Annotated in this window: 28 protein-coding genes; 25 read left to right on the top strand and 3 right to left on the bottom strand. The window is 50.9% G+C overall.

Features of this window, described 5'->3' with window-relative positions; translation table 11 throughout:
- Positions 1–9: 9 nt before the first annotated feature.
- The 21 genes from miaA (at position 10) to I2H39_RS00995 (ending at position 18,861) form a co-directional block, all read left to right on the top strand.
- Positions 10–969: a tRNA (adenosine(37)-N6)-dimethylallyltransferase MiaA gene (gene miaA / locus I2H39_RS01095; RefSeq protein ID WP_195625609.1), complete on the top strand. Its 960-nt coding sequence runs from the start codon at positions 10–12 to the stop codon at positions 967–969.
- A gap of 29 nt (positions 970–998) precedes the next feature.
- Positions 999–2,294, top strand: coding sequence for a methionine gamma-lyase family protein (locus I2H39_RS01090; RefSeq protein WP_138306988.1), 1,296 nt, complete (start codon positions 999–1,001; stop codon positions 2,292–2,294).
- 93 nt (positions 2,295–2,387) lie between these two features.
- Positions 2,388–2,639, top strand: coding sequence for a DUF4321 domain-containing protein (locus I2H39_RS01085; RefSeq protein WP_002567735.1), 252 nt, complete (start codon positions 2,388–2,390; stop codon positions 2,637–2,639).
- Positions 2,640–2,683: 44 nt separating this feature from the next.
- Positions 2,684–3,379, top strand: a complete 696-nt coding sequence (radC, locus tag I2H39_RS01080; protein WP_138306990.1) for a DNA repair protein RadC — start codon at positions 2,684–2,686, stop codon at positions 3,377–3,379.
- 14 nt (positions 3,380–3,393) lie between these two features.
- On the top strand, positions 3,394–4,239 hold the full coding sequence (gene mreC, locus I2H39_RS01075; protein WP_138306992.1) for a rod shape-determining protein MreC: 846 nt from the start codon (positions 3,394–3,396) through the stop codon (positions 4,237–4,239).
- Positions 4,236–4,769 carry a rod shape-determining protein MreD gene (gene mreD / locus I2H39_RS01070; RefSeq protein ID WP_138306994.1) on the top strand — a complete coding sequence of 178 codons (534 nt, stop codon included), beginning with the start codon at positions 4,236–4,238 and terminating at the stop codon, positions 4,767–4,769. Before mreC ends, mreD begins: the two co-directional genes overlap by 4 nt.
- Entirely contained in the window at positions 4,762–7,683 is a 2,922-nt protein-coding gene (locus I2H39_RS01065; protein ID WP_195625608.1) for a penicillin-binding transpeptidase domain-containing protein, read from the top strand. Before mreD ends, I2H39_RS01065 begins: the two co-directional genes overlap by 8 nt.
- A gap of 21 nt (positions 7,684–7,704) precedes the next feature.
- Positions 7,705–8,373: a septum site-determining protein MinC gene (locus I2H39_RS01060; protein WP_138306998.1), complete on the top strand. Its 669-nt coding sequence runs from the start codon at positions 7,705–7,707 to the stop codon at positions 8,371–8,373.
- A gap of 77 nt (positions 8,374–8,450) precedes the next feature.
- Entirely contained in the window at positions 8,451–9,242 is a 792-nt protein-coding gene (minD, locus tag I2H39_RS01055) for a septum site-determining protein MinD (protein ID WP_002567729.1), read from the top strand.
- A gap of 16 nt (positions 9,243–9,258) precedes the next feature.
- Positions 9,259–9,543, top strand: a complete 285-nt coding sequence (gene minE / locus I2H39_RS01050; protein WP_195625607.1) for a cell division topological specificity factor MinE — start codon at positions 9,259–9,261, stop codon at positions 9,541–9,543.
- Between the two features lie 2 nt (positions 9,544–9,545).
- Positions 9,546–10,667, top strand: a complete 1,122-nt coding sequence (locus I2H39_RS01045; protein ID WP_195625606.1) for an FtsW/RodA/SpoVE family cell cycle protein — start codon at positions 9,546–9,548, stop codon at positions 10,665–10,667.
- Positions 10,668–10,688: 21 nt separating this feature from the next.
- Positions 10,689–11,084, top strand: a complete 396-nt coding sequence (gene mgsA, locus I2H39_RS01040; RefSeq protein WP_002567726.1) for a methylglyoxal synthase — start codon at positions 10,689–10,691, stop codon at positions 11,082–11,084.
- Positions 11,084–12,061, top strand: a complete 978-nt coding sequence (locus I2H39_RS01035; protein WP_138307505.1) for a D-alanyl-D-alanine carboxypeptidase family protein — start codon at positions 11,084–11,086, stop codon at positions 12,059–12,061. The genes mgsA and I2H39_RS01035 overlap by 1 nt, the downstream gene beginning before the upstream one ends.
- A gap of 89 nt (positions 12,062–12,150) precedes the next feature.
- Positions 12,151–12,570 (top strand): hypothetical protein, encoded by a 420-nt coding sequence (locus I2H39_RS01030; RefSeq protein ID WP_002567724.1) that lies wholly within the window; start codon positions 12,151–12,153, stop codon positions 12,568–12,570.
- A gap of 128 nt (positions 12,571–12,698) precedes the next feature.
- A complete protein-coding gene (locus tag I2H39_RS01025; RefSeq protein WP_138307004.1) occupies positions 12,699–14,099 on the top strand; it encodes an HlyD family efflux transporter periplasmic adaptor subunit in 1,401 nt (466 codons plus the stop codon).
- 14 nt (positions 14,100–14,113) lie between these two features.
- Positions 14,114–14,794 carry a YggS family pyridoxal phosphate-dependent enzyme gene (locus I2H39_RS01020; RefSeq protein ID WP_138307006.1) on the top strand — a complete coding sequence of 227 codons (681 nt, stop codon included), beginning with the start codon at positions 14,114–14,116 and terminating at the stop codon, positions 14,792–14,794.
- 47 nt (positions 14,795–14,841) lie between these two features.
- A complete protein-coding gene (locus I2H39_RS01015; RefSeq protein WP_138307008.1) occupies positions 14,842–15,351 on the top strand; it encodes a cell division protein SepF in 510 nt (169 codons plus the stop codon).
- A gap of 98 nt (positions 15,352–15,449) precedes the next feature.
- On the top strand, positions 15,450–16,544 hold the full coding sequence (gene aroB, locus I2H39_RS01010; RefSeq protein WP_138307010.1) for a 3-dehydroquinate synthase: 1,095 nt from the start codon (positions 15,450–15,452) through the stop codon (positions 16,542–16,544).
- Positions 16,544–17,053, top strand: a complete 510-nt coding sequence (lspA, locus tag I2H39_RS01005; protein WP_195625605.1) for a signal peptidase II — start codon at positions 16,544–16,546, stop codon at positions 17,051–17,053. Before aroB ends, lspA begins: the two co-directional genes overlap by 1 nt.
- Before the next feature lie 93 nt (positions 17,054–17,146).
- Positions 17,147–18,031 (top strand): RluA family pseudouridine synthase, encoded by an 885-nt coding sequence (locus I2H39_RS01000; RefSeq protein ID WP_347708564.1) that lies wholly within the window; start codon positions 17,147–17,149, stop codon positions 18,029–18,031.
- A gap of 170 nt (positions 18,032–18,201) precedes the next feature.
- Positions 18,202–18,861 (top strand): cytidylate kinase-like family protein, encoded by a 660-nt coding sequence (locus I2H39_RS00995; protein ID WP_138307016.1) that lies wholly within the window; start codon positions 18,202–18,204, stop codon positions 18,859–18,861.
- A gap of 98 nt (positions 18,862–18,959) precedes the next feature.
- On the opposite strand, the gene I2H39_RS00990 is transcribed toward I2H39_RS00995, so the two are convergent.
- The gene (locus tag I2H39_RS00990) at positions 18,960–19,505 is read right to left on the bottom strand and encodes a DUF4367 domain-containing protein (RefSeq protein WP_195625603.1); all 546 of its coding nucleotides are present in this window, start codon (positions 19,503–19,505) and stop codon (positions 18,960–18,962) included.
- Positions 19,506–19,646: 141 nt separating this feature from the next.
- Positions 19,647–21,473, bottom strand: a complete 1,827-nt coding sequence (glmS, locus tag I2H39_RS00985; protein WP_138307018.1) for a glutamine--fructose-6-phosphate transaminase (isomerizing) — start codon at positions 21,471–21,473, stop codon at positions 19,647–19,649.
- Between the two features lie 20 nt (positions 21,474–21,493).
- Between glmS and I2H39_RS28775 the strand changes: the two genes are divergently transcribed.
- From I2H39_RS28775 to I2H39_RS00975, 3 genes are all read left to right on the top strand, one after another.
- Positions 21,494–21,739: a hypothetical protein gene (locus I2H39_RS28775; protein ID WP_207746742.1), complete on the top strand. Its 246-nt coding sequence runs from the start codon at positions 21,494–21,496 to the stop codon at positions 21,737–21,739.
- A gap of 321 nt (positions 21,740–22,060) precedes the next feature.
- Complete coding sequence (locus tag I2H39_RS00980) at positions 22,061–22,600, top strand: NlpC/P60 family protein (protein WP_330640935.1); 540 nt, start codon at positions 22,061–22,063, stop codon at positions 22,598–22,600.
- Positions 22,601–22,659: 59 nt separating this feature from the next.
- Positions 22,660–24,573 (top strand): LCP family protein, encoded by a 1,914-nt coding sequence (locus tag I2H39_RS00975; protein WP_195625602.1) that lies wholly within the window; start codon positions 22,660–22,662, stop codon positions 24,571–24,573.
- Between the two features lie 39 nt (positions 24,574–24,612).
- On the opposite strand, the gene I2H39_RS00970 is transcribed toward I2H39_RS00975, so the two are convergent.
- Positions 24,613–25,338: an ATP-binding protein gene (locus tag I2H39_RS00970; RefSeq protein WP_138307022.1), complete on the bottom strand. Its 726-nt coding sequence runs from the start codon at positions 25,336–25,338 to the stop codon at positions 24,613–24,615.
- A gap of 172 nt (positions 25,339–25,510) precedes the next feature.
- On the opposite strand from I2H39_RS00970, the gene I2H39_RS00965 reads away from it, so the two are divergent.
- Positions 25,511–25,768 (top strand): HPr family phosphocarrier protein, encoded by a 258-nt coding sequence (locus tag I2H39_RS00965; protein ID WP_027642437.1) that lies wholly within the window; start codon positions 25,511–25,513, stop codon positions 25,766–25,768.

The raw sequence follows: 25,768 nt of genomic DNA, 5'->3' as shown, positions 1-25,768 counted from the left end.
TTTTATCATATGAAGCAGCCGCTCATTGTCCTCACAGGACCCACCGCAGTGGGGAAAACCGCCCTTTCCATCCGCCTTGCAAAGGCCATTGGCGGGGAAATCATCAGTGCGGATTCCATGCAGGTATACAGGCACATGGATATCGGCTCTGCCAAAGTAACTCCGGAGGAAATGGACGGCGTTCCCCATTATCTCATCGACGTGCTGGACCCCCGGGAACCTTTTAACGTGGTTACCTTCCAGCAGATGGCAAAGGAGGCCCTGGGAGAAATATACGGCCACGGCCGCATCCCCGTCATTGCCGGGGGAACCGGCTTCTATATACAGGCCCTGCTCTACGACATTGATTTTAAGGAAAATGAGGACAGCAGCCCTATCCGCAGGGAACTGGAAGCCCTGGCTGAGAGAGAGGGGGAGCGGGCGCCTCAGGTCCTTCACGCCATGCTCTGCCAGGTGGACCCGGAGGCAGCCGGCCAGATTCATGCCAACAATATAAAACGGGTCATACGGGCCATTGAATACTTCCGCCTGACAGGGGAGAAGATTTCCCTCCATAACCAGCAGGAGCGTGAGAAGGAGTCCCCCTACAACTTCCTCTATTATGTCCTGAATACGGACCGTTCCCTGCTCTATGAGAGAATCGACCGCAGGGTTGACCTGATGATGGAGCAGGGACTGGTGGAGGAAGTAAAGGCATTAAAAGAGCTGGGCTGCCGGAGAGGCCATACCTCCATGCAGGGTCTGGGATATAAGGAAATGCTGGATTACCTGGACGGCATATGCAGCCTGGATGAGGCTGTATATGTACTGAAACGGGATACAAGGCATTTTGCCAAACGCCAGCTGACCTGGTTCAAACGGGAGCGGGACGTGCGCTTTTTGAACCTGCCTGATTTCGGAGGGGATGTGTCCAACGTCCTGGACCGAATATTAGAGGATTGCGAAAAACAGGGAATCGTGCTACAATAACAAACCGGAAAACGGAGGATTATGAACCAATGGATATAAATGAAATGAACCAGATGTATGAAAGCCTTGGCATCAGCCGGGAGGTAAGGGAATTTGCAGCAGAGACCGAACAGGCGCTGAAGGAACGCTTTGAGGCCATTGATGCAGTGGCGGAATACAACCAGATGAAGGTTATAAAAGGAATGCAGGACAACCGTGTCAGCGACATACACTTTGCCGCCACCACCGGATATGGCTACAATGACCTGGGCCGGGATACCCTGGAGGATGTGTATGCCAGCGTATTCCACGGCGAGAGCGCGCTTGTACGCCCCCAGCTTATGAGCGGCACCCATGCTCTTCACGTGGCCCTGTCAGGGAACCTGCGTCCCGGCGACGAACTTCTGTCGCCTGTGGGCAAGCCCTATGACACGCTGGAGGAAGTCATAGGAATCAGGGATTCCGCCGGCTCCCTTAAGGAATACGGGGTGGTCTACCGCCAGGTGGACCTGCTGGAGGACGGTTCCTTTGACTATGAGGGCATTGCAGCAGCCTTAAATGAAAAGACAAAGCTGGTGACCATCCAGCGTTCCAAGGGATATGCCACCCGGCCCACCCTGTCTGTAAAGCGGATTGGGGAATTGATTTCCTTCATCAAGAATATAAAGCCCCAGGTTATCTGTATGGTGGACAACTGCTACGGCGAGTTTGTGGAAACCCTGGAGCCGACGGACGTGGGAGCGGACATGATTGTAGGTTCCCTGATTAAGAATCCGGGCGGCGGCCTGGCTCCCATCGGCGGCTATATCGTGGGCAGAAAGGACTGCATTGACCGGGCATCCTACCGCTTAAGCGCTCCCGGACTGGGCAGGGAGGTGGGCGCCAGCCTGGGACTGAACCAGCAGCTCTACCAGGGACTCTTTCTTTCCCCCGTGGTGGTATCGGGAGCCCTGAAAGGCGCTGTATTTGCAGCTAATATCTATGAACGCTTAGGCTGCGGCGTGGTTCCTGACGGCAGTGAATCCCGCCATGACATCATCCAGGCCATTACCTTCGGAACGCCGGAGGGAGTCATATCCTTCTGCAAGGGAATCCAGGCAGCAGCGCCGGTTGACAGCTATGTGACGCCTGAACCATGGGATATGCCGGGATATGACAGCCCTGTCATCATGGCAGCCGGCGCCTTTGTCCAGGGTTCATCCATAGAGCTGTCAGCTGACGGTCCCATTAAGCCGCCTTACGCCGTGTATTTCCAGGGAGGACTGACCTGGTATCACGCCAAGCTGGGAATACTTAAATCTCTGCAGCAGCTTTTGGATGACGGGGTTTTGAAAATCTTAAGATGACACCCCAGGAAACTTATGGTAATATATATTAATTAGGCTGTACCCCCGGCCCGGCGGCCAGGGACCGGCCTGACCGACCGGAGGATAAGACACATGCATTACAAGAATTTCTGGATACTTTTAATCATGCTGCTGGCAGGCATTGTTCTGGGAGGCTTTATGGGACAGCTGGCAGAAGGGATTTCGTGGCTGAACTGGCTGAATTTCGGACAATCCTTTGGCCTGGATTCGCCTCTGGTAATTAATTTCGGCATCCTGGTTATCACCTTCGGACTGACCATCAAGATTACCATGGCCAGTATCATCGGCGTGGCAGTGGCGCTCATCATTTACCGGTATATATAATTTTCCTGACTTTGTGCTTGGAGAGGTGCGTAGTTAGGAGAGAGATGGAAAGAATAAGAATTAAGGATTTGCCCCACAGGGACCGCCCCTATGAAAAATGTCTGCGCCTTGGCCCCCACAGCCTGTCCGACACAGAGCTTTTGGCCGTCATCCTGCGGACAGGAAGCAGGGAGGGGAATTCCCTGGACCTGGCAGACAGCCTTCTGGCCCTTGGCAGCCCCGGAGACGGCCTGCTGGGCCTTTTGCATCACTCCCTGGATGACTTTACAGGAATCAAGGGCGTAGGCAAGGTTAAGGGCGTTCAGCTGCTCTGCATAGGAGAGCTGTCAAAACGAATCTGGAAGCGGAAGGCCAGCGGGCATTCCCTTTATTTTGGACATCCTGAGGAGATATCTGCCTATTATATGGAAGATATGCGCCATCTGGAGCAGGAGGAAATCCGCGTCATGTTCCTGAATACAAAGCAGGCCATGATTCGTGAGCAGATTATGGCCAGAGGGACTGTAAACGCTTCTGTCATGACGCCCCGGGAGATACTTATAGAGGGACTCCGGTGCCGGGCTGTGTCCATGATACTGGTTCACAATCATCCCAGCGGCGACCCCACCCCCAGCAGGGCGGACATGCTCCTCACCAAACGCCTGAAGGAAGCAGGGGACCTGGTGGGAATCACCCTGATTGACCATGTAGTAATCGGAGACAGGCGCTATCTCAGTTTCCGCGAAGAGAATCTAATGTAAGAGGAAGTTTATCCATGGAGACGAAACACAGTAAATATATTCTGGCAGGACTTACGGTACTGTGCGTGCTGCTCATCTGCATCACATCCCTGAAGGACGGCATCATAGAACCCCTGCGCACAGGTGTTGGGTATTTTCTGATTCCCATCCAGACAGGTGTCAATGCAGTGGGTACCGGTATCTATAACGAGCTGAAGGATTACGGCAGCCTGAAAGACGCGCTGCAGGAAAATGAAGAACTAAAAGCGCAGATTGTCCAGCTCACAGAGGACAATAACCGCCTGCAGGCCGAGCAGTTTGAGCTGGACCGCTTAAGGAAACTCTATGAGCTGGACCAGGATTACATGCAGTATGATAAAATCGGGGCCAGGGTCATTGCCCGGGACTCTGAAAAATGGTTCCAGGTGTTCCGCATCAACAAGGGCTCTGCCGACGGAGTGGCTGTGGACATGAATGTGGTTGCCGACGGCGGCCTGGTGGGCATAGTGACGGACGTGGGGGCCAATTATGCCACGGTGCGTTCCATCATCGACGATTCCAGCCGGGTGGGAGGCATGAAGATAGACTCCTCCTATAACTGTATCGTTGCAGGGGACCTGACCCTCTATGAGGAAGGACGCCTTAAGCTTACGGATTTTTCAAAGGATGCGGTCCTCAGGGACGGGGACCAGATTGTCACCTCCAATATCAGCACCAAGTTCCTTCCGGGTATCCTGGTTGGATATGCTGCGGATGTCTCCATTGACCCGGACCACCTGACCCAGTCAGGCTACCTGATTCCGGTGGCTGATTTCAACAATCTGCAGGAGGTGCTGATTATAACGGATATCAAAGACACAGGAGAGGCGGCTGTTCAGTGATTCAAGCTAAGATAAAACAGGTACTTATCAATATATTGTTTATCGTGCTGGCATTTACGGTACAGAACTGTGTATTTCCCCTGCTTCCTTTTTTGTCGGCAACCCCCAATCTGCTTTTAATCCTCACGTTTTCCTTTGGCTTTATCCACGGGAAAAATGCGGGGATGTTTTACGGCGTCCTTTCCGGGCTTTTACTGGACCTTTTCTACAGCGGGCCTTTTGGCTTCTATACCCTTATATATATTTACATCGGTTATGCCAACGGTATTTTTACCAAGTACTATTACGAAGACTACATCACCCTTCCGCTGATACTCAGCATCATCAACGGAATCTGGTACAGCATGTATATATATGTTTTCCGTTTCTTAATCCGCGGACGACTGAATCTTCCATATTATTTCAGGAATATCATGCTTCCGGAGATTATATTCACCGCAGTTACCACCCTTTTGATTTACAGGCTGTTCCTTTCCGCCAGCAGACGTGTGGAGGATATAGGAAAAAGGAGAGACACAAAACTTGTTTGACGAACTGTTAGAGATAGTAAAAGAATTTTTCAAGAAACTGTTCAGCTCACGGCTCTTTGCCCTTTCCGTGATATTTACCGTTATGTTCGCAGGACTTCTGGGCAAGCTGTTCCAGATGCAGATACTGGACGGAAGCGGATACCAGGAAACCTATATGCAGAGGACGGAAAAGAGCGTCACAACACCGGGTTCCAGGGGCAATATCTATGACAGGAACGGCAACCGGCTGGCTTACAACGAGCTGGCTTATTCCGTTACCATACAGGATTTAGGAGATTACCCCCGTCCGGCCTCCCGCAACCAGATGCTGTATCATCTGGTGCGTATACTGGACCGCCGGGGCGAGACAGTGGAGGGAAAGTTCGAGGTGGCGCTGGACCAGAACGGGGAGATGTTTTATACATCCAGCTCGGATTCAGCCAGGACACGTTTCTTTCTGAACTTTTACGGTCTTTCTTCCACCAGCGGCCTCAACGACCCCAAAGGCAAGCATCCCACCAACATCACGGCCAGGGAAGCCTTTGAGCGCAAAAAGGTGGATTATGAGCTGGACAAGATGAAGGACGAAAAGGGCAATCCCCTGGTTATACCGGATAACATTGCCCTGGATATGATTAACATCATCTATACCATGAAGCTGACCGAATACCAGAAATACGAGACAACCACAGTTGCCACCAACATCAGCATGGACACCATGGTGGAAATCAATGAAAACGCCGCTGACCTGAAAGGCGTTGCAGTGGAGCAGTCCTATGTACGCAAATATGAGGACAGCATCTATTTCGCCCCCATCATCGGCTATACAGGCAAGGTCCAGGAGGACCAGCTGTCCGCCCTGAACGAGCAGTGGCACCAGTCTGATGAGGCTGCCGGCCTGCCGGAGGATGCCCCGGACAAATACGACCTCAACGACATAGTGGGCCGTATCGGAATCGAGAAATCCATGGAGCTGGAGCTTCAGGGAGAAAAGGGCTATTCCAGGATGTACGTGGACAACATGGGACGTCCCCGGGAAATCATCGAGAAAACAGATGCCAAGGCAGGAGATGATGTGTACCTGACCATTGACAGGGATTTACAGATTGCCATTTACAAGCTGATTGAGCAGCAGCTGGCCGGTATTATCAGCTACCATCTCCAGTACGATGATTTGGACCCTGATAAAACCTACGACCCTTCCAAAATTCCCATCCCTGTGAAGGATGCCTATTACCAGCTGATTAACAACAATGTGCTGTCCCTGATGGACATGTCCCAGGAAGGGGCGTCCGACATTGAAAAGCAGATTTACAGCAAATACGAATCTTCCAGGGAACAGATACTGGCAGCCATACGCAACGAGCTTCTCAGTTCCCATGCCCTGGCCATGAACGACCTGCCCAAGGATATGGCCACCTATATGAACTATATCTATTCTTATCTGTCCGATGGTTCCGTGGGAATCATACAGAAGGATAAGATTGACCAGTCCTCGCCGGAATACCAGGCGTGGAAGGAAGGCACCATCAGCCTGAGGGACTATATCTACAGCGGCATCGCAGGCAGCTGGGTGGACACCACCCGCCTGGATGTGACCAGCAAGTATTCAGATGCCGACGATATATTTGCCCAGCTGGTGGACCATGTCATTGAGTCCCTGCGCAATGACAACAAATTTACGAAACGCATGTTCCGCTACCTGATTAATGACGAGGTCATAACAGGCCGCGAGCTCTGTCTGGCCCTTTATGCCCAGGGCGTCTTAAACTATGATGCCCAGGCCATAGCAGCCCTCCAGATGGGGGACTCCACCTACACCTACCAGTTTATCAAGGAAAAGATATCCAACCTGGAACTGACCCCGGCGCAGCTGGCCCTGGACCCATGTACGGCCGGCGTGGTGGTGACGGACGTAAAGACAGGAGAGGTGCGGGCGCTGGTCACATATCCCAGCTATGACAATAACCTGATGTCAGGCAGCGTGGACGCAGCGTATTTCAGCCAGCTCCAGGACGATATGTCCAGGCCTCTTTATAACAACGCCACCCAAGCGCAGAAGGCCCCAGGCTCCACCTTTAAGCCCATCACGGCTGTGGCTGCCCTGGAAGAGGGCGTGATTGGCCTCCAGGACACCATTGAGTGCACCGGTATATACGACCAGATTTCCAAGCCCATCAAGTGCTGGATTTGGCCAGGCCGCCACAACAGCGAAAACATCGAAGAAGGCATACAGAATTCCTGTAACTACTTCTTTGCCGAACTGGCCCACAGGCTCTGCATGAAGCCGGACGGCACCTATTCGCCGGACCAGGGCCTTGCCACCCTGCGCAAATATGCCACCCTTTTTGGTCTGGACCACACCTCAGGGGTGGAGATTTCCGAAAACGAGCCCCAGATTTCATCGGAGGACCCGGAGCGTTCTGCCATGGGACAGGGCACCCATTCCTACACCAATGTCCAGCTTTCCCGCTATGTGGCAGCCCTTGCCAACCGTGGAAATGTATTTGAGCTGAGTCTTTTGGATAAACTTACCGACTCTGACGGAAACCTGATTAAGGACTATACCCCTGCCGTAAGCTCCCATGTGGAAGCGGCTGACAGCACCTGGGATGCGGTCCAGACAGGTATGCGCCGTGTTATCACGGACAGCTCCGCCAAGAAAATATTCTCAGACCTCCCGGTGGAGGTGGCAGGCAAGACAGGTACGGCCCAGGAGGACAAGAGCCGTTCCAACCATGCCTTCTTCGTATCCTTTGCGCCCTACAGCCATCCGGAAATTGCCGTGACTGTAAATATTCCGTACGGTTATGCAGGAACCAACGCTGCAACCCTTGGCAAAAAGGTTTACGAGTATTATTATAAATATACCACCCTGGAGCAGATAGAAAACTCCGGTGCCTTAGGTGTATCAAATGTAAATATTGGTGACTAAACCAGCAAAAGAGGTGATTGTATGCACAATGCAGTTGTAATTAAGAGCAGCAAGGCAGGAATGACTGTTATCCTGGACCCTGACCTGCCCTTTGGCGAGCTTTTGGAGGCCATCGGGAAGAAGTTCAGGGAGAGCGCCCGTTTCTGGGGCTCTGTCCAGATGACCCTGACCCTGGAGGGCCGGGAACTGACTGCGGCCCAGGAATTTGCAATTGTCGATACGATTACGAAGAATTCACAGATTGAGGTTCTCTGTCTTCTGGACACAGATGCGGAGCGGATTGAACGCTGTGAAAAAGCACTGAACGATAAGCTGATGGAGCTGAACTCCCAGACAGGGCAGTTCTACCGGGGTACGCTGAAGAGAGGGGACTGCCTGGAATCCGAGGCCAGCATCGTGGTCATAGGCAGTGTGGACCACGGGGCCAGGGTCACGGCCAAGGGCAATGTCATTGTACTGGGTGAATTAAAAGGTACGGTGACTGCCGGCGTGTCCGGCAATCCCCAGGCCGTTGTCATGGCCCTTGACATGGCTCCCCTGCAGATTCGCATTGGGGATTTGAGCAGCCGTTTCAACGAGAGAAACAAGCGTCTGGGGCGGGGACCCATGATAGCCCTGGTGGAAGATGGGGCCATTGTTATGCGGTCTTTAAAAAAGTCATTCCTAAACAATATGTTAAATTTTGCTTAATGCCAAAAAAATACTGGTAAATTTACGAAATTTAATGTACAATAGGAAGGTAAAGTAATTTTCAGGAGGATTTCATCATGAGCGAGGTCATTGTGATTACTTCTGGAAAAGGCGGGGTAGGCAAAACGACTACTTCTGCCAATGTGGGAACAGGACTGGCTATCCTGGGTAAGCGGGTAGTGCTGATTGATACAGATATCGGCCTGCGCAACCTGGACGTGGTCATGGGACTGGAAAACCGCATTGTCTACAATCTTGTAGACGTGGTGGAAGGCAACTGCCGTATGAAGCAGGCCCTGATAAGAGACAAAAGATACCCAAACCTATACCTTCTGCCTTCGGCCCAGACACGGGACAAGACATCCGTGAATCCGGAGCAGATGATAAAGCTGGTTGATGACCTGAGGGAAGAATTTGACTACATACTGTTAGATTGTCCTGCAGGCATTGAGCAGGGATTTTACAATGCCATAGCCGGTGCTGACAGGGCACTGGTAGTCACGACGCCGGAAGTCTCGGCCATCCGCGACGCGGACCGTATCATCGGTCTTCTGGAACATGCGGAGATAGACGAGATTGACCTGATTGTCAACCGGATACGGGCCGACATGGTCCGCAGGGGTGACATGATGTCCTTAAGCGATGTGACGGACATTCTGGCAGTAAACATCATCGGAGCAGTGCCCGATGACGAGAACATCGTCATTTCCACCAACCAGGGAGAACCTCTGGTGGGGCTGGGCTCTACGGCCGGACAGGCTTATCTTGATATCTGCCGCAGGATACTGGGAGAGAGTATACCTATGACAAATCCCGGTGAGACGGAAACCTTTTTTGCCAGGCTGCGCGGAATACTTAAGAGAGCATAGAAGGGATGGTGTCAAGGTGAGATGGTTCCAGGGATTTCAAACCAGGCGTTCCGGAGAGACAGCTAAGATGCGGCTAAAGCTTTTGCTGGTATCCGATAAGGCAGGCTGCTCACCGGAGATGATACTGATGATAAAAGATGACGTGATACACGCCATTTCCAAATATATGGAGATAGAAAAGGACAAAGTCCAGATACAGATGGATACGGACAGCGGTCCCCAAAAGGGCGGCTGTCGGGCACTGCCTGTGCTTCATGCCAACATACCGATTCGTTCCATATCGAACAAGGGGCTTTATTAAATATGTTTTTGGATTATGATTTCAGACATTTTAATTTTCGGCTGATATTTTATATGATTGTACTCAACGTCATCGGTGTGCTGGTTATACGCAGCGCAACGAATATGAACGCAGATGCGGTCAACAAGCAGCTTTTAGGAGTGTTCATAGGACTGGCTGTGGCCATTGGTCTTTCCCTGGTGGATTACCACAAAATCCTGAATTTCAGTACCCTTATATACGGCCTGTGTATTGCAAGCCTTGTGGCCGTACTGATTTGGGGCAATGTGGTGAACAACGCCAGGCGGTGGATTGAAGTTCCCGGCATCGGCCAGCTCCAGCCATCGGAATTTGTCAAGATTGGCCTTATTATAACCTTTTCCTGGTATTTCATGAAATACCAGGAAAAGATTAACCAGGTCAGCACCGTGGCCATAGCAGCCCTGCTGTTTGCCATACCGGCAGCGCTGATATTTGAACAGCCGAATCTGTCTACCTGTCTTGTGATTATGGTAATGGTACTGGGAATCGTATTTGCAAGCGGCATAAGCTATAAGTGGATTGCAGGAACCCTGGCTGTTACCATACCCGTAATGGCCACCTTTGTCTACCTGCTGCTTCACGGTATGATACCATTCATAAAGGATTATCAGGCAGGACGTATCCTGGCCTGGTTCTATCCTGACCAGTATGGAGAGGCCCGTTATCAGCAGAACAATTCCATCATTGCCATCGGTTCAGGCCAGTTAAAGGGTAAAGGGCTTTTTAATACCACCATAGCCTCTGTCAAGAACGGTAATTTCCTGTCAGAGGAGCAGACAGACTTCATTTTTGCCGTGATTGGCGAGGAGCTGGGTTTCATAGGCTGTGTGGTGGTTATCGCCTTATTTTTATTGATAATTTATGAATGTCTTATGATGGCTGCAAGGGCCAGGGATTTATCCGGCCGCCTCATCTGTGTGGGCATGGCAACACTGATTGCGTTCCAGGCATTTGCCAACATCGCTGTTGCCACAGGTATCTTTCCCAATACAGGGCTTCCGCTTCCGTTCATCAGTTTCGGAAGCAGCTCTTTAATCAGTATCTTCATGGGAATAGGGCTGGTGCTCAATGTGGGGCTTCAGAGAGAAACAAGACATATCTAATCCAAGGAGGGTTAATTTAATATGACAATTGGTTTGATTGCACATGACGCAAAAAAGAAACTTATGCAGAACTTCTGCATCGCATACAGAGGAATTCTCAGCAAGAACACACTGTATGCAACAGGCACCACAGGCCGTCTGATTGAAGAGGTGGCTAATCTTAACATCCACAAATATCTGGCCGGACATCTGGGCGGCATGCAGCAGATGGCGGCTCAGATAGAGCACAATGAAATGGATTTGGTCATCTTTTTGCGTGACCCGCAGAATCCGAAATCACATGAGCCGGATGTAAACGATGTGGTCCGCCTGTGTGATATCTACAATATCCCCCTTGCCACCAACCTGGCGTCTGCCGAGCTGCTCATCAAGGCGCTTGACAGAGGCGATATGGAATGGCGAGAGGTAGTCAGGTAATGAAGGCAGTACGGACGCGCAGCTTTCTGTGCGCGCTTCTTCTGGGGGCTGTCGCCCTTTCCACTACGGGCTGTCTTTCAGGTATTAAGGAACCTTACAGCCTGGAAGAACGAATCCCGGTCATGGAGGACAGCCTGTCCCGGACCGTGCGCTATGCAGACGGTTTTGCTTCGGATTTATGTGTGGTAGAGGATGAAGGCAGCTTTGACAGCAATTATGTGACATCGGAGGCAGCTGCCCTTTTTGATGTCAGTGACAGGGAAACACTCTACAGCAAGGAAGCCTTTGAACGGCTGTATCCGGCCAGCATCACCAAGGTGATGACGGCTCTTGTGGCCATTAAAAACGGCGATTTAAACTCCCGGGTGGTTGTGACGGATGATGCTGTCATCACGGAATCCGGGGCCACCCTGTGCGGTATTGAACCGGGCGATACCCTGACACTGGAACAGCTTTTATACGGGCTCATGCTTCCTTCGGGCAATGATGCAGGCGCTGCCATTGCAGTGCATATTGCGGGTAGCATTGATAAGTTTGCAGACATGATGAATCAGGAGGCTGCCAGTCTGGGAGCAACCGGAACTCACTTTGTGAACCCTCACGGGCTCAACAATCCGGACCATTATACCACGGCCTACGACCTGTACCTTATTTTCAATGAGGCTCTTAAATATCCGGTTTTCCGGCAGATTGTGGGGACCACGTCCTACACGGCCAACTACCATGACAAGGACAGCCAGGCCGTCACCAAGACATGGAAGGGCGGAAACTGGTTCATGACAAGGGAGCGGGAGACACCGGACGGCCTGACCGTATTCGGGGGAAAGACAGGCACTACCCAGGCAGCCGGCTATTGTCTCATCATGGCTACCAGGGACCGGGATGATAAAGAATATATATCTGTTGTACTGAAATCAGACAGCCGTTCCGGCCTATATGATAATATGACAAATATAATTTCTAAAATCGTCAAATAGTGATTGCGCTTTCTATGAATTTATACTATAATTAGAGTAATCTTAATTGATTTTTTATACAACATATATAACTCAAGGAGGAGATTGGTATGGTTCAGATTATTGCAGGAAAAAAAGGTAAAGGTAAGACCAAACATCTGTTAGATATGGCCAATGCAGCAATCAAGGGGGCCAACGGCACTGTCGTATATCTGGATAAGAGTGCCCAGCATATGTATGAATTAAACAACAAGATTCGTCTCATTAATGTCAATGAATTCCCACTTACAAACAGCGATGGATTTTTAGGATTTATCTGCGGTATTATCTCCCAGGACCACGATTTGGAGACCATGTACCTGGATAGCTTTTTAAAGCTGTCATGCCTGGAGGGAGCCGACATTTCTGATACATATATGACATTGAAAAATATCGGTGAAAAGTACCATATAACCTTTGTGTTAAGTATTTCCATGGACGCTGCGGAGCTTCCTGAGTGTGCCAAGGGCGATGTGATTATTTCATTGTAATGATACATTTTCTGTGATAAAATACAGACAGGACTTATGGGCTGCCAACCTGCTGGGATTAAAATGCCTGGTATGGAGGGCAGCTTTTTGTGAAGTGATGTGTATTTTGTAAAAGGAGGCCTGGTTTCATGGCCAAAAAGAAAAACAAAAAAGTTATACGTTACCGCAGGCCTCTCAACATCAACGTGGGAATGATTATCTTCTTTATCATATTTATATACCTGGTTTTCAGCGTCTATACGTACCTGAAGCGGGAGAAGATTCAGTTCTATGAGGTGGTGGCCGGCGGAATTGTCAACAACCGAATCTACAACGGTCTGATTCTCCGTGAGGAGCAGGTGCGGACAGCGGACCGTTCCGGCTATATCAACTATTATCTGCGGGAAGGCAAGCGTGCTTCCGTGGGAAGCCGCATTTATTCCCTGGATGAGACAGGAAACCTGGAGGCGCTGTTAAAAGAGAACGCCGAGGAGGGTACATCCCTTTCCGATGACAGCTTATCGGACCTGAAAAAACAGCTTACATCCTTTGTTCTGTCCTTCCAGAACCAGGATTTCGGGACCATCTACGACGCCAGGATTTCCCTGGATGCCTCAGTGATGGAGTATTCCAGTTTCAGCACACTGGACCAGCTGGACAAGCTGGCGGAGCAGTCAGGGGCTGTATTTGAGCAGGTCCGCTCCGATGTATCCGGCGTGGTATCCTACGGCATTGATTCCTTTGAATCCATGACAACGTCAGACGTGGATGCCGCTGATTTTGACCGGAGCACCTACGTAAAGACAGTACATAAATCCGGGGACCTGATTGACAGCGGCTCCCCTGCCTATAAAATTGTTACCTCGGAAAAATGGTCCATTGTGTTTCCGCTGAGCGACGAGGATGCAGCCCTTTATAATGACAAGACCACCTTGCGGGTCCTGTTCCGCGACGATTCCCTCAGCACACCGGCCGCCTATTCCTCCTTTACGGGAAAGGACGGGGCTGCCTATGGAAAACTGGATTTTTCAAAATATATGGAACAGTTTATCTCAGACCGCTTTGTGGATTTTGAGATAAAAGTAGATAAGGCCGACGGTCTCAAGATTCCTGTCAGTGCGGTAACGGACAAGAGCTTTTATCTCATACCTCTGGAATACATGACCCAGGGCGGCGATTCCTCAGAGGATGGTTTTTATAAGGAAGTTTATACGGAAAACGGCACATCCATTGTATTCGTTCCCACAACGGTCTACTATTCGGACGATGAATTCTATTACGTGGACATGGGTGAAGAAAACGGCTTTAAAGCAGGGGATTACGTGGTCAGGCCCGAATCATCGGACCGCTACCAGATTGGAAGGACTGCTTCCCTGAAGGGTGTTTACAATATTAATAAGGGCTATACTATTTTTAAACAAATTGATATACTGGATTCCAACAGCGAATATTATACTGTGCGGAAGAACATGAAATACGGCTTGTCCGTGTACGACCATATCGTTCTGGATGCCTCCATGGTGGAGGAAGGACAGCTGCTGTACCAGTAAGGGAGGAAAACAATATGATAAAAAATCAGCTGGAAGAAGTAAGAAAACATATTGAAGATGCCTGCCGCAGGGCGGGGAGAAATCCTGAGGAAGTGACGCTCATCGCAGTCAGCAAGACAAAACCCATTCCCATGCTTATGGAAGCATATGATGGGGGAGCCAGGGATTTTGGTGAGAACAAGGTACAGGAAATACTGAACAAAAAGCCGGAGCTTCCGGAAGATATCCGCTGGCACATGATAGGACATCTGCAGCGCAACAAGGTCCATCAGGTCATTGACAAGGCAGTGCTGATTCACTCCGTGGATTCAATCCGCCTGGCCCGGCAGATTGAGACAGATGCGGCAAAGCTGGGACTGGATGTTGACATCCTTCTGGAGGTCAATGTGGCCCGGGAGGAGAGCAAATACGGGTTCCTTATGGAAGAGGTGGAGGACGCCATTATGCAGATTAAGGATTTCCCTCATGTGCATATAAAAGGGCTTATGACAATTGCGCCTTTTGTAGATAATCCAGAGGAAAATCGTGGAATTTTTAAAAAATTATTTGAATTTGCTGTTGACATAGGTGGCAAAAACATTGATAATGTTACTATGAGTGTGCTCTCAATGGGAATGACTGGGGATTATGAGGTTGCCATTGAAGAAGGAGCGACCATGGTCAGGGTCGGCACCGGTATTTTCGGTGCACGATAAGGTGTTTTCCCCGGTAAGCACTGCATATAGAGATTGGAGAGTGTAAGATGAGTCTGTTAGGTAAGTTAATGGATACCATGAGATTAAATCCTGATGAGGAAGAGGATGATTACTACCTGGACGATGACTTTGAAGAGGAGGCCCCGCGCAAGGGACTGTTCTCAAAGAAGAATACGGAATATGACGATGAAGAGGAGCAGGACAAGCCCCGGTTTTTAGGAAGATCCAATCCCAAAGTAGTACCTATGAGACGCAGCATGGAAGTGACGATGATTAAACCCACATCCATGGAGGATTCCAGAGACATCTGTGATTACCTTCTGGCTGGCAAGGCAGTGGTACTGAATATGGAGGGTATACATACAGAAGTGGCTCAGAGAATCATAGATTTTACATCGGGAGCCACCTATTCCATGAACGGCAATCTGCAGAAGATATCCAATTATATCTTCATCGCAACACCTGATTCCGTGGAACTGTCCGGGGATTTCCAGGACATCCTGGCCGCAGGCAGCGCCATGGGCATGGATGTCTCAGGACTTAATATCCATCTGTAATCTACAAGGAAAAAAGAGGTCCCCGCAGGGGGACAAGTATGCGGCAGACCTGGTGTGTCTGCCGATTTGTTGTATAAAATATCGAGGAGGAAACCGGCATGGCTGACAGGATAAATGTATGCAGGGATGGGAAGGATATCTACGATATTGTGCTTGCCCAGTCCTTTGAAGGATTAAAGGAGGCTGTATCCCGCCTTCCTGTTAAGGAACACAAGATTTGTATTGTAACGGATTCCAATGTGGCGCCTCTGTATCTGGAGGAGGTCCGCTCCATTCTGTCCGGATGCTGCAAGGCTGTTACAGTCTTTACCTTCCCCGCCGGGGAGGAGAACAAACACCTGGACACGGTGCGGAATCTGTACGAGCACCTGATTCTGGAGCATTTTGACAGAAAGGATATGCTGGCTGCTTTGGGCGGAGGCGTGGTCGGTGATTTGTGCGGTTTCGGAGCCGCCACCTACCTCAGGGGCATTGACTTTATTCAGATTCCAACCACCCTGCTTTCCCAGGTGGATTCCAGCATCGGCGGCAAGACCGGCGTGGATTTCGACGCCTATAAGAACATGGTAGGCGCATTCCACATGCCCAAGCTGGTTTATGCAAACCTGAGCACCCTTTTAACCCTTCCTGAGGAACAGTTTTCCTCCGGCATGGGGGAGGTGGTAAAGCACGGTCTGATTAAGAACAGGGAGTATTACCAGTGGCTGAAGGAAAACCGCCAGGGCATTGCTGCCAGGAATCTGGATTTGTGCCAGGCCATGGTTTACGGGAGCTGTATGATTAAAAAGCATGTGGTGGAGCAGGACCCCACGGAACAGGGGGAGAGGGCTCTTCTTAACTTCGGCCATACCCTGGGCCATGCAGTTGAAAAGCTGGAGAATTTCACCATGCACCATGGCCACTGCGTGGGCCTGGGCTGTATTGCGGCAGCTCGGATATCCCAGCTCAGGGGCATGATTACTGCAGAAGAGGCAGAGGATATCAGAAACACCTTTCTTTCCTTCGGGATTCCTGCCGCAGCGCCGGGTCTTGCCTGGGAACAGGTCCTTATGACCACCCGGAGTGATAAAAAGATGGATGCCGGCGTCATCCGTTTTGTCCTGCTTAAGTCCATTGGTCAGGCCTATGTGGACAAGACTGTCACGGCAGATGAGATGAAGGCTGGCTTTGATGTGATAGGAGGACAGGCATAATGACAAAACAGAAGCAATCCCTGATTATCAGCTTCCTGATTGGCTTCGTCATCCTGGTGGGACTGGACCAGTGGACCAAGGGACTGGTCGTCCAATCCTTAAAGGGGCAGAAGCCTTTTGTCATCTGGAATGGTGTATTCGAGTTCTACTATTCGGAGAACAGGGGCGCTGCATTCGGGATGATGCAGGAGAAGCAGCTCTTCTTCTTTCTCATTGCAGTCCTTGTGCTGGGCGCAGTGGCTTATCTCATATGGAAGATGCCGCCGGAGGGCAGGTACCGCCCCCTGGCTGTATGCCTGATGATGGTAAGCGCAGGCGCTGTGGGAAATATGATTGACCGGGTCAGCCAGGGATATGTGGTGGATTTTCTGTATTTTAAACTGATTAATTTTCCTATTTTCAATGTGGCTGACTGTTATGTCACTGTGGGAGCTGCCTGCCTTGTGTTTTTAATCATGTTTTATTACAAGGACGAGGACATGGCATGTTTCTCATTCAAAAGACATTAACAGGCGTAGCAGCAGTAACATTGCCAGACAAATCACCAATATCATCAGACAGGAGGACATATCCCTTTGAAACAGGAATTTTATCCCACGGATATGGAGGACCATGTGCGTATCGATAAATACCTTGCCGAAGCCTGCCCTGATTTAAGCCGCTCCTACATCCAGAAGCTCCTTAAATCAGGGCAGGTCCTGGTTAACGGCCAGGGCGTGAAGGCAAGCTATATTGTGGAGGAAGAGGACCGGATTGAGCTGGAGGTGCCGGAAGCCGTGGAGCCGGAGATTGACGCGGAGCCCATGGACCTGGACATCCTCTATGAGGACCAGGATGTCATCCTCATCAATAAACCCAAGGGCATGGTGGTGCACCCGGCAGCAGGACATTACAGCCATACCCTTGTAAACGGCCTTATGTACCATTGCAGGGACCAGCTGTCCGGCATCAACGGAGTCATGCGTCCGGGTATTGTGCACCGAATCGATATGGATACCACCGGGGTTATCATTGCATGCAAGAATGATATGGCACACAGCTCCATTGCCGCCCAGCTCAAGGAGCATTCCATTACCCGCAGGTACCAGGCCATTGTCCATGGCGTTATTACAGAGGATGATGGGACTGTGGATGCTCCCATTGGCCGCCATCCGGCGGAGCGCAAGAAGATGAGCATCAACTACCAGAACGGCAAGGATGCCGTAACCCATTACAGGGTCCTGAACCGGTTCAGACAGTACACCCATGTGGAGTGCAGGCTGGAAACAGGCCGTACCCACCAGATACGCGTCCACATGGCCAGTATACGCCATCCTCTCCTGGGGGACGCTGTGTACGGACCTGCCAGGTGTCCCATAAGCGGACTCTGCGGCCAGACCCTTCATGCCGGTGTTCTGGGGTTCATCCATCCCAGGACAGGTGAATACATGGAATTCACAGCTCCTCTGCCGGAATACTTTGATAAACTCCTCCATACATTGAACTGAACCAGGATGTAAAAGCGCAGTAAAAACATACTTTAATGGACAAGTTGTCACTTTTGTCGCAAAGCTTTATACTATTTTTTACTTTTTTGTACATTTCTATATACTTTTCTGAATTTTTGAGTTATAATACTTAATAGATAAAATATGACTTTTGACCTACAGGACAGACAGTGCAGAAAGGGGAATGTAGAATGACAAATAATCTTATTATTACGATTGGCAGGCAGTGTGGCAGCGGCGGCAAGATGATTGGCGAATTACTGGCTGAAAAGATGGGCGTTAAGTGCTACGACAAGGAATTATTATCCATGGCTGCAAAACACAGCGGACTTTGCGAGGAGCTGTTTGAGAAACACGATGAACGGCCCACCAGCAGTTTCCTCTACTCACTGGTTATGGATTCCTATTCCATGGGGTATACGGCGTCGGGATATTCCGATATGCCTATTAACCATAAGATATTCCTGGCACAGTTTGACACCATCAAGAAGCTGGCAGAGGAGGCCTCCTGCGTTATGGTGGGCCGGTGTGCGGATTACGCCCTGGAGGATTACCCCAATGTGGTCAGCGTATTCATCACGGCCAATGACGACGACAAGCTGAAACGCCTTCAGGACCTGTACAAGGTGGATGCTTCCAAGGCAAAGGACATCATGATTAAGACAGACAAACAGCGCGCCAGCTACTATAATTATTACTCCAATAAGAAGTGGAGCGACCCGCGCAGCTACGATTTATGCCTCAACAGCAGCGTCACAGGGCCGGAGGGCGCAGTGGATGTCATCCTGAATTTTGCAAAAGTGAAGCAGGAGTGGAGAAAGCGGAAGTAGCTCCGGCATCATGCATGGAGCAGCGGCAGTATAAGTAAGTAAAACAGCAGATGCAGCAATACCGGGTTTAGACGGCGTTGCTGCATCTGCTTTTAACGTCAATGTAAATCAGTATCTAAATCAATCATGGCCTCAGCCATGGCTATCAGTTCTTCCCTGGTCACATTCTTATTGATGTTCGTCAGGATGTAGCATACATCCCCGTCCAACCAGGCCAGGGAATTGGCTTGCTCCGTGCTGTAGTGCAAGTCGGTTTCCCCATATTTTATAACAGAACCATTACTTGAAAAGGACTGGCATGACGCTGGTTCTGCTGACAGGGAAACAAATTTGGTGGTATTATTGTCACTCTTTATATATTTAAAGCTTATACCTTTCTGTTTGTTGACAGGCGCTCCACTTGAATCCAAATCAAATGATTCTGTGATACTCCCGCTGCCAAACAGATAACCGCCTGCCAGCTCTTGAGGTGCCTTGGGCCTGAATCCCACATCCTTTTGCAGGGTATCCCTGTCAGGGAGAGTGGTATATTGAGCTTGCCCGGAATCTGAAGCACTGACCTTCACTGACTGTGACGCAAAGCAGGGAACCGTATTTACCAGGCAAATCCCTGTAATTAGTAATAAAGCAATCCTCTTTTTCATGGTTCGTATCTCCTTTTGTTTTCTGATGCGGTACTCTTGGCAATAACCGTTATGGTTGTATGATACCGTATGTTTCTCTAAACCACATCTAAAAAACCTTCTTCCGGTAATTTATCCCGGCAAAGGAAGAGCCATGGACGGTTACTCCACCGTAACGGATTTGGCCAGGTTCCGGGGCTGGTCCACATCCAGGTGCTTGCCGATGGAAGCATAGTAGGCAATCAGCTGCAGGGCCACTGCAATGGGGAACACGGTGAAACGGTCTTCCAGGTCGGGAATCCGAAGCTCCATGTCAGCCACCCCGTCCTCCACCACAGACTGCTTCTTGGCCAGAAGGATAACGTAAGCGCCTCTGGCCTTTACCTCCCGGATATTGGAAATGGTCTTGGCAAACACATGGTCCTGGGTGGCAATGGCAATGACAGGCACATTGTCGTAAATCAGTGCAATGGTCCCATGCTTTAATTCGCCGGCAGCATATGCCTCCGCATGGATATAGGAGATTTCCTTCAGTTTCAGGGCTCCTTCCAGGGAAAAGGCATAATCCAGGCCCCTTCCGATAAAAAAGGTGTCCCTCTCACGAATCAGGTGGCGCACAAAGGACTGGATGAATTCAGACTGTCCAATCATAGTCTCCATGGCAGGTATCACATCCAGCAGGTCCGTCATGAATTCCCTGGCCTCCTCCCTGCTGAATGCGCCACGCACCAGGGCCATGCGGCAGCCAATCATATAGAGCGCGGCCAGCTGCACGGAATACGCCTTTGTGCTGGCAACTGCAATCTCAGGGCCTGCATGGGTGTAAAACACATAGCCGCTTTCCCTGGCAATGGTGGAGCCTTTTACATTGACAATGGAAAGGGTGGGAGAGCCGAGGCTCTTGGCCAGATTCATGGCAGCCAGCGTGTCAATGGTTTCCCCTGACTGGGATATAACTATGACCAGGGTGCCGGCATCAATCAGAGGGTCCTCGTACCGGAATTCAGATGCAATGGACACGGTAACAGGAATCCGGAGCATGGGCTCCATCAGCGCTTTTGCCACCATGCCTGCATGCATGGCAGTGCCACAGGCAATGATGCGCACCTGGGAGCACTCAGCAAATATGCGGTCCGGTATGTTGTCGGCTGTAAAATCAGGCAGACGGTCCGCCAGCCTTGGAAGTATGGTATTCTTAAGGGCTTCCGGCTGTTCGTGGATTTCCTTCAGCATGAAATGAGGGTATCCGTTTTTCATGGCTGCATCCATGTTCCAGCTGACCTCCAATGCCTCCGGCTCCACCCGGCTGAAGTCCATATCATATACACGGACTTTGTATGGCGTCATGCGCACGATGCAGCCTTCCGGAACCACAAAGTACTCCCTGGTATAGGAAATCAGGGCGGTAAGGTCTGAGGCCACCAGGGCACCTGAATGGGTGTAGGAGGCCACAAGAGGGCTTACCTTCCTTACAGCGTAGATTTCCCCGGGACGGTCACCAAAAAGGATGCAAAAGCCGTAGGAGCCTTCCAGCTTCCCTGTAAAGGCGGCAATGGCCTTCAGAGGGTCCTGGCTGCATTCCTTATACGCTGCATCCAGGACAGCCGCAGCCACCTCGCTGTCAGTCTGGGAGACAAGACAGCCTTCCAGTCCGTATTCCTGGGTGAGCTGGCGGTAATTCTCAATGATACCGTTATGAATCAGGGTTACCTGACCAAAGCTGTGGGGATGGGCATTTGCATCCGTGACGCCTCCATGGGTGGCCCAACGTGTGTGGCCGATTCCGCAGTGGGATATTTCATCGGTTGACGTTACACATTCACTCAGTGCCGCCACCTTTCCCACCTTCTTAATGGTTCTGACCAGGGAATCCTGGTTAAAGTAAGCTATGCCTGCGCTGTCATATCCTCTGTACTCCAGCCCTGCAAGGCCCTTCAGAAGCACATCTTTTGCCTCCAGAGGACCTGTATATCCAATGATTCCGCACATAATTTTTCTGCCTTTCTTTGTTGGCTGCAGTCATTTTAACTGCATTTGTCATTCCTGAAAAAGACAACAAAAAACCAGGCTGTCTTTTTCAGGCAGTTTTCAACATTCCATTTTTCATTGATTTCATTTTCATTTCAACTGGTATTATTTATCCGGTCACGCTGGTTTTGTTTTGCAGTTACCCGCATATTTTCCAGCATGTGACACGCCCGGACAGCATGGGAGAGCACCCGCCGAATTCCTCGATTCTCTCTCCACCTCGTTAACCTTTCCGCCGGCAGCAGGCCTTCCTGCTGTTCACGTCCCCGGCAAAAGGTGCATGGCGCTTAGCTTTGCTATGAGTCCCTATCCCTCCTGTGATAGATTGTGAATATTATAGCTCACTCTATTTTATGCGTCAACCATATTTTGGGTGAGACGCCCCTCCTGCCCCGGGTATACTCCCTGCTTCAGGCCCTATTCCCCCTTGTTTCAGGAGCTATTTTAAAGATTCTTTAAGACTTTTGTTCTATTCATTCCCCTGTCCGTGTGATATAATGGGGAACGGTGCAACTATATGCTTTATGAATGATAACAGGACGCACAACATGAAAAAATATGATTACATACTGCTGGTGAACCGGGCCATGTGGACTGCTCGGTTCTGGCTCTGGTCAAAGGCACTTCGGAGGCAGACAGTCTTTACCTGGCAGCAGAAGGACTTTGTGCGGTATGCCCTCACTTCCGTGGGCAAGATTCCCTACTACTGGGGAGGAAAACCGTCGGCGCCCGGTTATACCGGCAATGGGTTTGGCTCCCTGACTGTCCCTGACGAGGACGGCAGGCTTTTGAAGGGACTGGATTGTTCCGGCTGGATTAACTGGGTGTATTGGTCTGTTACGGGAAGAGGGCTGGGGGCTCAGAGCACCAGCACGCTGTTGGGAAGCGGCACGCCTGTTGCCAGGAATGAACTGATGCCGGGGGATATCTGTATCAGGCTCAATCCCATGGCCCATGTGGTGGTATTTCTGGGCTGGACAGCTGAGGGCAATATGCTCTGTATCCAGGAAACCACAGGCAGCTCCAATAATGTGGAAGTGGGAAGCGTTACAGGTGACTGGGAGAGTTACCGGCGTATCCTGGAATAAAATTCCGTACAGGAACCAATTTACGCATTGGAACCAATTAGATAAAGAGGAGTAGAATCATGAATAACAGAGAAAATGATGATGAGCTGGAACGCATGAGGGCACGTGCCAGAAGAGGCCGCGCAGGGCAGGGCGGCGGCCGGGCATACCAGAGGCCTGTGCAGCCTGCCGGGGAGCGAAGAGGCTCCGGACAGCCCCATGACGGCCGCAATGATTATGACGAAGAGTATTATTACGGCGAAGAATATGACATGGAAGGGGACAGGCAGATTGATTTTCCCATGGAAGACTATCTGGATGACGAGCCTCCGGTACCGGCAGGCCGTCTGAGGTCTTCCTCCGGTTCAGCCGGTTCCCCCCAAGGGCGGCGCCAGGTTCACTCCGGCGGCAGACGCCAGGCACCGGCACCGGGCGGTAAATCCCGGCAGGCAAGAAGCGCATCTTCTTCCAATCAGGACAGGGCCAGAACTCCCCAGACTGGTTCAAGAAATCAGGGACGCGCCGGAAAAAGACAGCAGGGACAAATGGCCAAACGGCGTAAAAAAGGCAGATGGAAGGGAATCCTTTTGCTCCTTCTGGTTGCCCTCATTGGATATGGGGCATGGCTGTTTCTTCACAGACCCACCGGGTATTGGAACATAGCCGTATTCGGCGTGGACAGCCGGGACGGAAATACCAAGAACGCCCTGGCAGATGTACAGATGATATGCAGCATCGACAGGTCCACCGGAGAAATCCGCCTTGTCAGCGTTTACAGGGATACATACCTGAAAATCAATTCAGAGGGAACCTATCACAAAATCAACGAGGCATATTTTAAGGGAGGACATAAACAGGCCGTGTCTGCCCTGGAAGAAAACCTGGATATCAGGATTGACGATTATGCCACCTTTAACTGGAAGGCAGTAGCCGAAGCCATTAATATTCTGGGCGGCATTGACCTGGAAATCACGCCCGCGGAATTTAAGTATATCAACGGCTTTATTACGGAAACCGTCAATTCCACCGGCATTGGTTCCTATCAGCTGGAACAGGCCGGAATGAACCACTTAGACGGCGTCCAGGCTGTGGCCTACAGCCGTCTGCGTCTCATGGACACGGATTTCCAGAGAACGGAGCGTCAGAGAAAGGTAGTTGAGCTTGCCCTGGCAAAGGCAAAGCAGGCTGATATCTCAACCCTGACCTCGCTGGCCGGTTACATGGTACAGGAAATTTCCACCAGCGTCGGCGTCAACGATGTGCTTCCCCTGGCAAAGGATATTGGTAAGTATCACATCGGAGAAACAGCCGGTTTCCCCTTCTCCAGGCAGACCATGAGAATCGGTAGAATGGACTGTGTGGTGCCTGCCACGCTGGAAAGCAATGTAATCCTTCTCCACCAGTTCCTGTACGGAGAGGAAACATCCTATCATCCCTCCTCTTCCGTGAAGAAAATCAGCGCCCATATATCGGAAGAAACAGGGCTTTATGAGGAGGGTAAGGCAGCTCCCACCGGAGGCGGTTCCTCAGGCGGCGGCTCTTCAGGCGGTAAGGCCCCGGCCCAGAATGTCCCGGCAGAGACACCTCCGCCTGAGACAGCTGCCCCGGAGGAAACCACCCAGGAGAGTACCATGGAGACAGAGGAAACCACCCAGGAGAGCACCGGGGAGACAGAGGAAACCGAAGAGGTGGGCCCGGGCGTCTCGGATAAACCCACAAAGGCTCCTGAGAGTACGAAAAATCCGGATGAGGAACAGGGCCCGGGAGTGGACGGCCCCGGCAGCGGCTCTGAAAAGCCATCCGGCAGCCATCCCACAAAGGCTCCTGACACGGAAAAGCCCGACACAGGCTCCGGCTCCGGTTCTGATTCCGGGTCCGGCAGTACAGGCCAGGGTCCCGGAAGCCAGGACAACGGTCCAGGACAGGCCCAGGGTGGTTCGGCTGAGGGCGGTTCAGGCGAAGGCGGTTCAGGCGAAGGCGGTCCCGGCATATAAGGACGGTGCGGATTCGGCAGAAAAGGATGGCCTCAGGCATTATTTCAATGCCTGGGGCCATCCTTTTATATTGCCGTCCAATATTGCCCGGAACATGCAGTCCTTTATATGGGGATTGTCCTCCTGAAGCCGGCGTATCAGGTCCTTGATGTACTGCCGCTTCGTGTACCCGTCCATGGGGCATGGATTTTTGCACACCGGAAGCTGGTACTTGTTCCGGAAACCTATCACATCTGCCTCCGTGACAAAAATCATGGGGCGGATGACTGCCAGGTCCATGCGGTCCAGATAGGTATAGGGTGAGAAGGAGTGAAATCTTCCCTCATAGAACAGTGACATCATCATGGTTTCAATCACATCATCCCTGTGATGGGCATAGGCAATCTTGTTGCATCCCATCTCCTTGGCCTTCTCATTAAGGGCGCCTTTGCGCATCTTGGCGCAGAGGGAGCATGGATTGGTTTCCTTGCGGATATCAAAAAGCACTGGGCCGATTTCAGTGCGGATGATTTCATATGGGATTTCAAATTCCCGGCACATGGCTGCCACCGGCTCCAAATCCATGTTGCCCAGTCCCAAATCCACGGTAATGGCGCACAGCTCATACTTTTTGGGGTAGAACCTTCTCAGATGATGAAGGGAGTGGAGCAGGGCCAGGCTGTCCTTTCCTCCTGACACTCCTACGGCAATGCGGTCCCCGTCCTGAATAAGCCCGTATTTATCAAGAGCCTGGCGTGTCAGGCTCAAAAGACGCTGTAATTTCATGTAGATTCCAATTATCCTTTCTAATCACTATTTTCCGGTTCAGTGCCTGCGGCGGTTCCTCTCTGCCGGAGTACCGGGCGGCTTTTTCTATTCTACCTGTCCACACACCTGGTTGTCAAGAAAAGTTAACTATGTTAAAATGGGGGGAGAATAAATTAAGGGTGATGATGAAATGATAAGTTATAAATATGTAGTATCTGACAAGCAGGGGCTTCATGCAACCAATGCCATGAGTCTGAGCAGGGCGGCCGCAGGTTATGAGAGCCGGATAACCCTTAAAAGCCAGAAGGGTACAGCGGACTGCAAGAATGTCCTTGCGCTCATGAGCCTGGGCGTACACCAGGGAGAAAGCCTGGAGCTTACGGTGGAAGGTCCCGATGAGGGCCAGGCTTCCGGTTTCCTTCAGGGGCTCATGCGCACTATTTTATAA

The organism is Clostridium sp. 1001283B150225_161107_B6, from assembly GCF_015556325.1.
Classification (GTDB): Bacteria; Bacillota; Clostridia; order Lachnospirales; family Lachnospiraceae; genus Enterocloster.
Note: the sequence above shows the minus strand (reverse complement) of the source record. Positions and strands in the feature narration are given on the sequence as shown.

Excerpts from the sequence above, each read along its gene's own strand:
- I2H39_RS01030 (WP_002567724.1), top strand. The coding sequence starts at position 12,151 with ATGGTTCAGATTATTGCAGGAAAAAAAGGTAAAGGTAAGACCAAACAT.
- I2H39_RS01090 (WP_138306988.1), top strand. The coding sequence starts at position 999 with ATGGATATAAATGAAATGAACCAGATGTATGAAAGCCTTGGCATCAGC.
- I2H39_RS01060 (WP_138306998.1), top strand. The coding sequence starts at position 7,705 with ATGCACAATGCAGTTGTAATTAAGAGCAGCAAGGCAGGAATGACTGTT.
- I2H39_RS01015 (WP_138307008.1), top strand. The coding sequence starts at position 14,842 with ATGAGTCTGTTAGGTAAGTTAATGGATACCATGAGATTAAATCCTGAT.
- glmS (WP_138307018.1), bottom strand. The coding sequence starts at position 21,473 with ATGTGCGGAATCATTGGATATACAGGTCCTCTGGAGGCAAAAGATGTG.
- mgsA (WP_002567726.1), top strand. The coding sequence starts at position 10,689 with ATGACAATTGGTTTGATTGCACATGACGCAAAAAAGAAACTTATGCAG.
- I2H39_RS01025 (WP_138307004.1), top strand. The coding sequence starts at position 12,699 with ATGGCCAAAAAGAAAAACAAAAAAGTTATACGTTACCGCAGGCCTCTC.
- miaA (WP_195625609.1), top strand. The coding sequence starts at position 10 with ATGAAGCAGCCGCTCATTGTCCTCACAGGACCCACCGCAGTGGGGAAA.
- I2H39_RS00980 (WP_330640935.1), top strand. The coding sequence starts at position 22,061 with ATGAAAAAATATGATTACATACTGCTGGTGAACCGGGCCATGTGGACT.
- I2H39_RS01000 (WP_347708564.1), top strand. The coding sequence starts at position 17,147 with ATGGAGGACCATGTGCGTATCGATAAATACCTTGCCGAAGCCTGCCCT.
- I2H39_RS01085 (WP_002567735.1), top strand. The coding sequence starts at position 2,388 with ATGCATTACAAGAATTTCTGGATACTTTTAATCATGCTGCTGGCAGGC.
- I2H39_RS00965 (WP_027642437.1), top strand. The coding sequence starts at position 25,511 with ATGATAAGTTATAAATATGTAGTATCTGACAAGCAGGGGCTTCATGCA.
- I2H39_RS01045 (WP_195625606.1), top strand. The coding sequence starts at position 9,546 with ATGTTTTTGGATTATGATTTCAGACATTTTAATTTTCGGCTGATATTT.
- minD (WP_002567729.1), top strand. The coding sequence starts at position 8,451 with ATGAGCGAGGTCATTGTGATTACTTCTGGAAAAGGCGGGGTAGGCAAA.
- I2H39_RS00970 (WP_138307022.1), bottom strand. The coding sequence starts at position 25,338 with ATGAAATTACAGCGTCTTTTGAGCCTGACACGCCAGGCTCTTGATAAA.
- lspA (WP_195625605.1), top strand. The coding sequence starts at position 16,544 with ATGACAAAACAGAAGCAATCCCTGATTATCAGCTTCCTGATTGGCTTC.
- radC (WP_138306990.1), top strand. The coding sequence starts at position 2,684 with ATGGAAAGAATAAGAATTAAGGATTTGCCCCACAGGGACCGCCCCTAT.
- I2H39_RS00990 (WP_195625603.1), bottom strand. The coding sequence starts at position 19,505 with ATGAAAAAGAGGATTGCTTTATTACTAATTACAGGGATTTGCCTGGTA.
- mreC (WP_138306992.1), top strand. The coding sequence starts at position 3,394 with ATGGAGACGAAACACAGTAAATATATTCTGGCAGGACTTACGGTACTG.
- I2H39_RS01035 (WP_138307505.1), top strand. The coding sequence starts at position 11,084 with ATGAAGGCAGTACGGACGCGCAGCTTTCTGTGCGCGCTTCTTCTGGGG.
- I2H39_RS01020 (WP_138307006.1), top strand. The coding sequence starts at position 14,114 with ATGATAAAAAATCAGCTGGAAGAAGTAAGAAAACATATTGAAGATGCC.
- aroB (WP_138307010.1), top strand. The coding sequence starts at position 15,450 with ATGGCTGACAGGATAAATGTATGCAGGGATGGGAAGGATATCTACGAT.
- I2H39_RS00975 (WP_195625602.1), top strand. The coding sequence starts at position 22,660 with ATGAATAACAGAGAAAATGATGATGAGCTGGAACGCATGAGGGCACGT.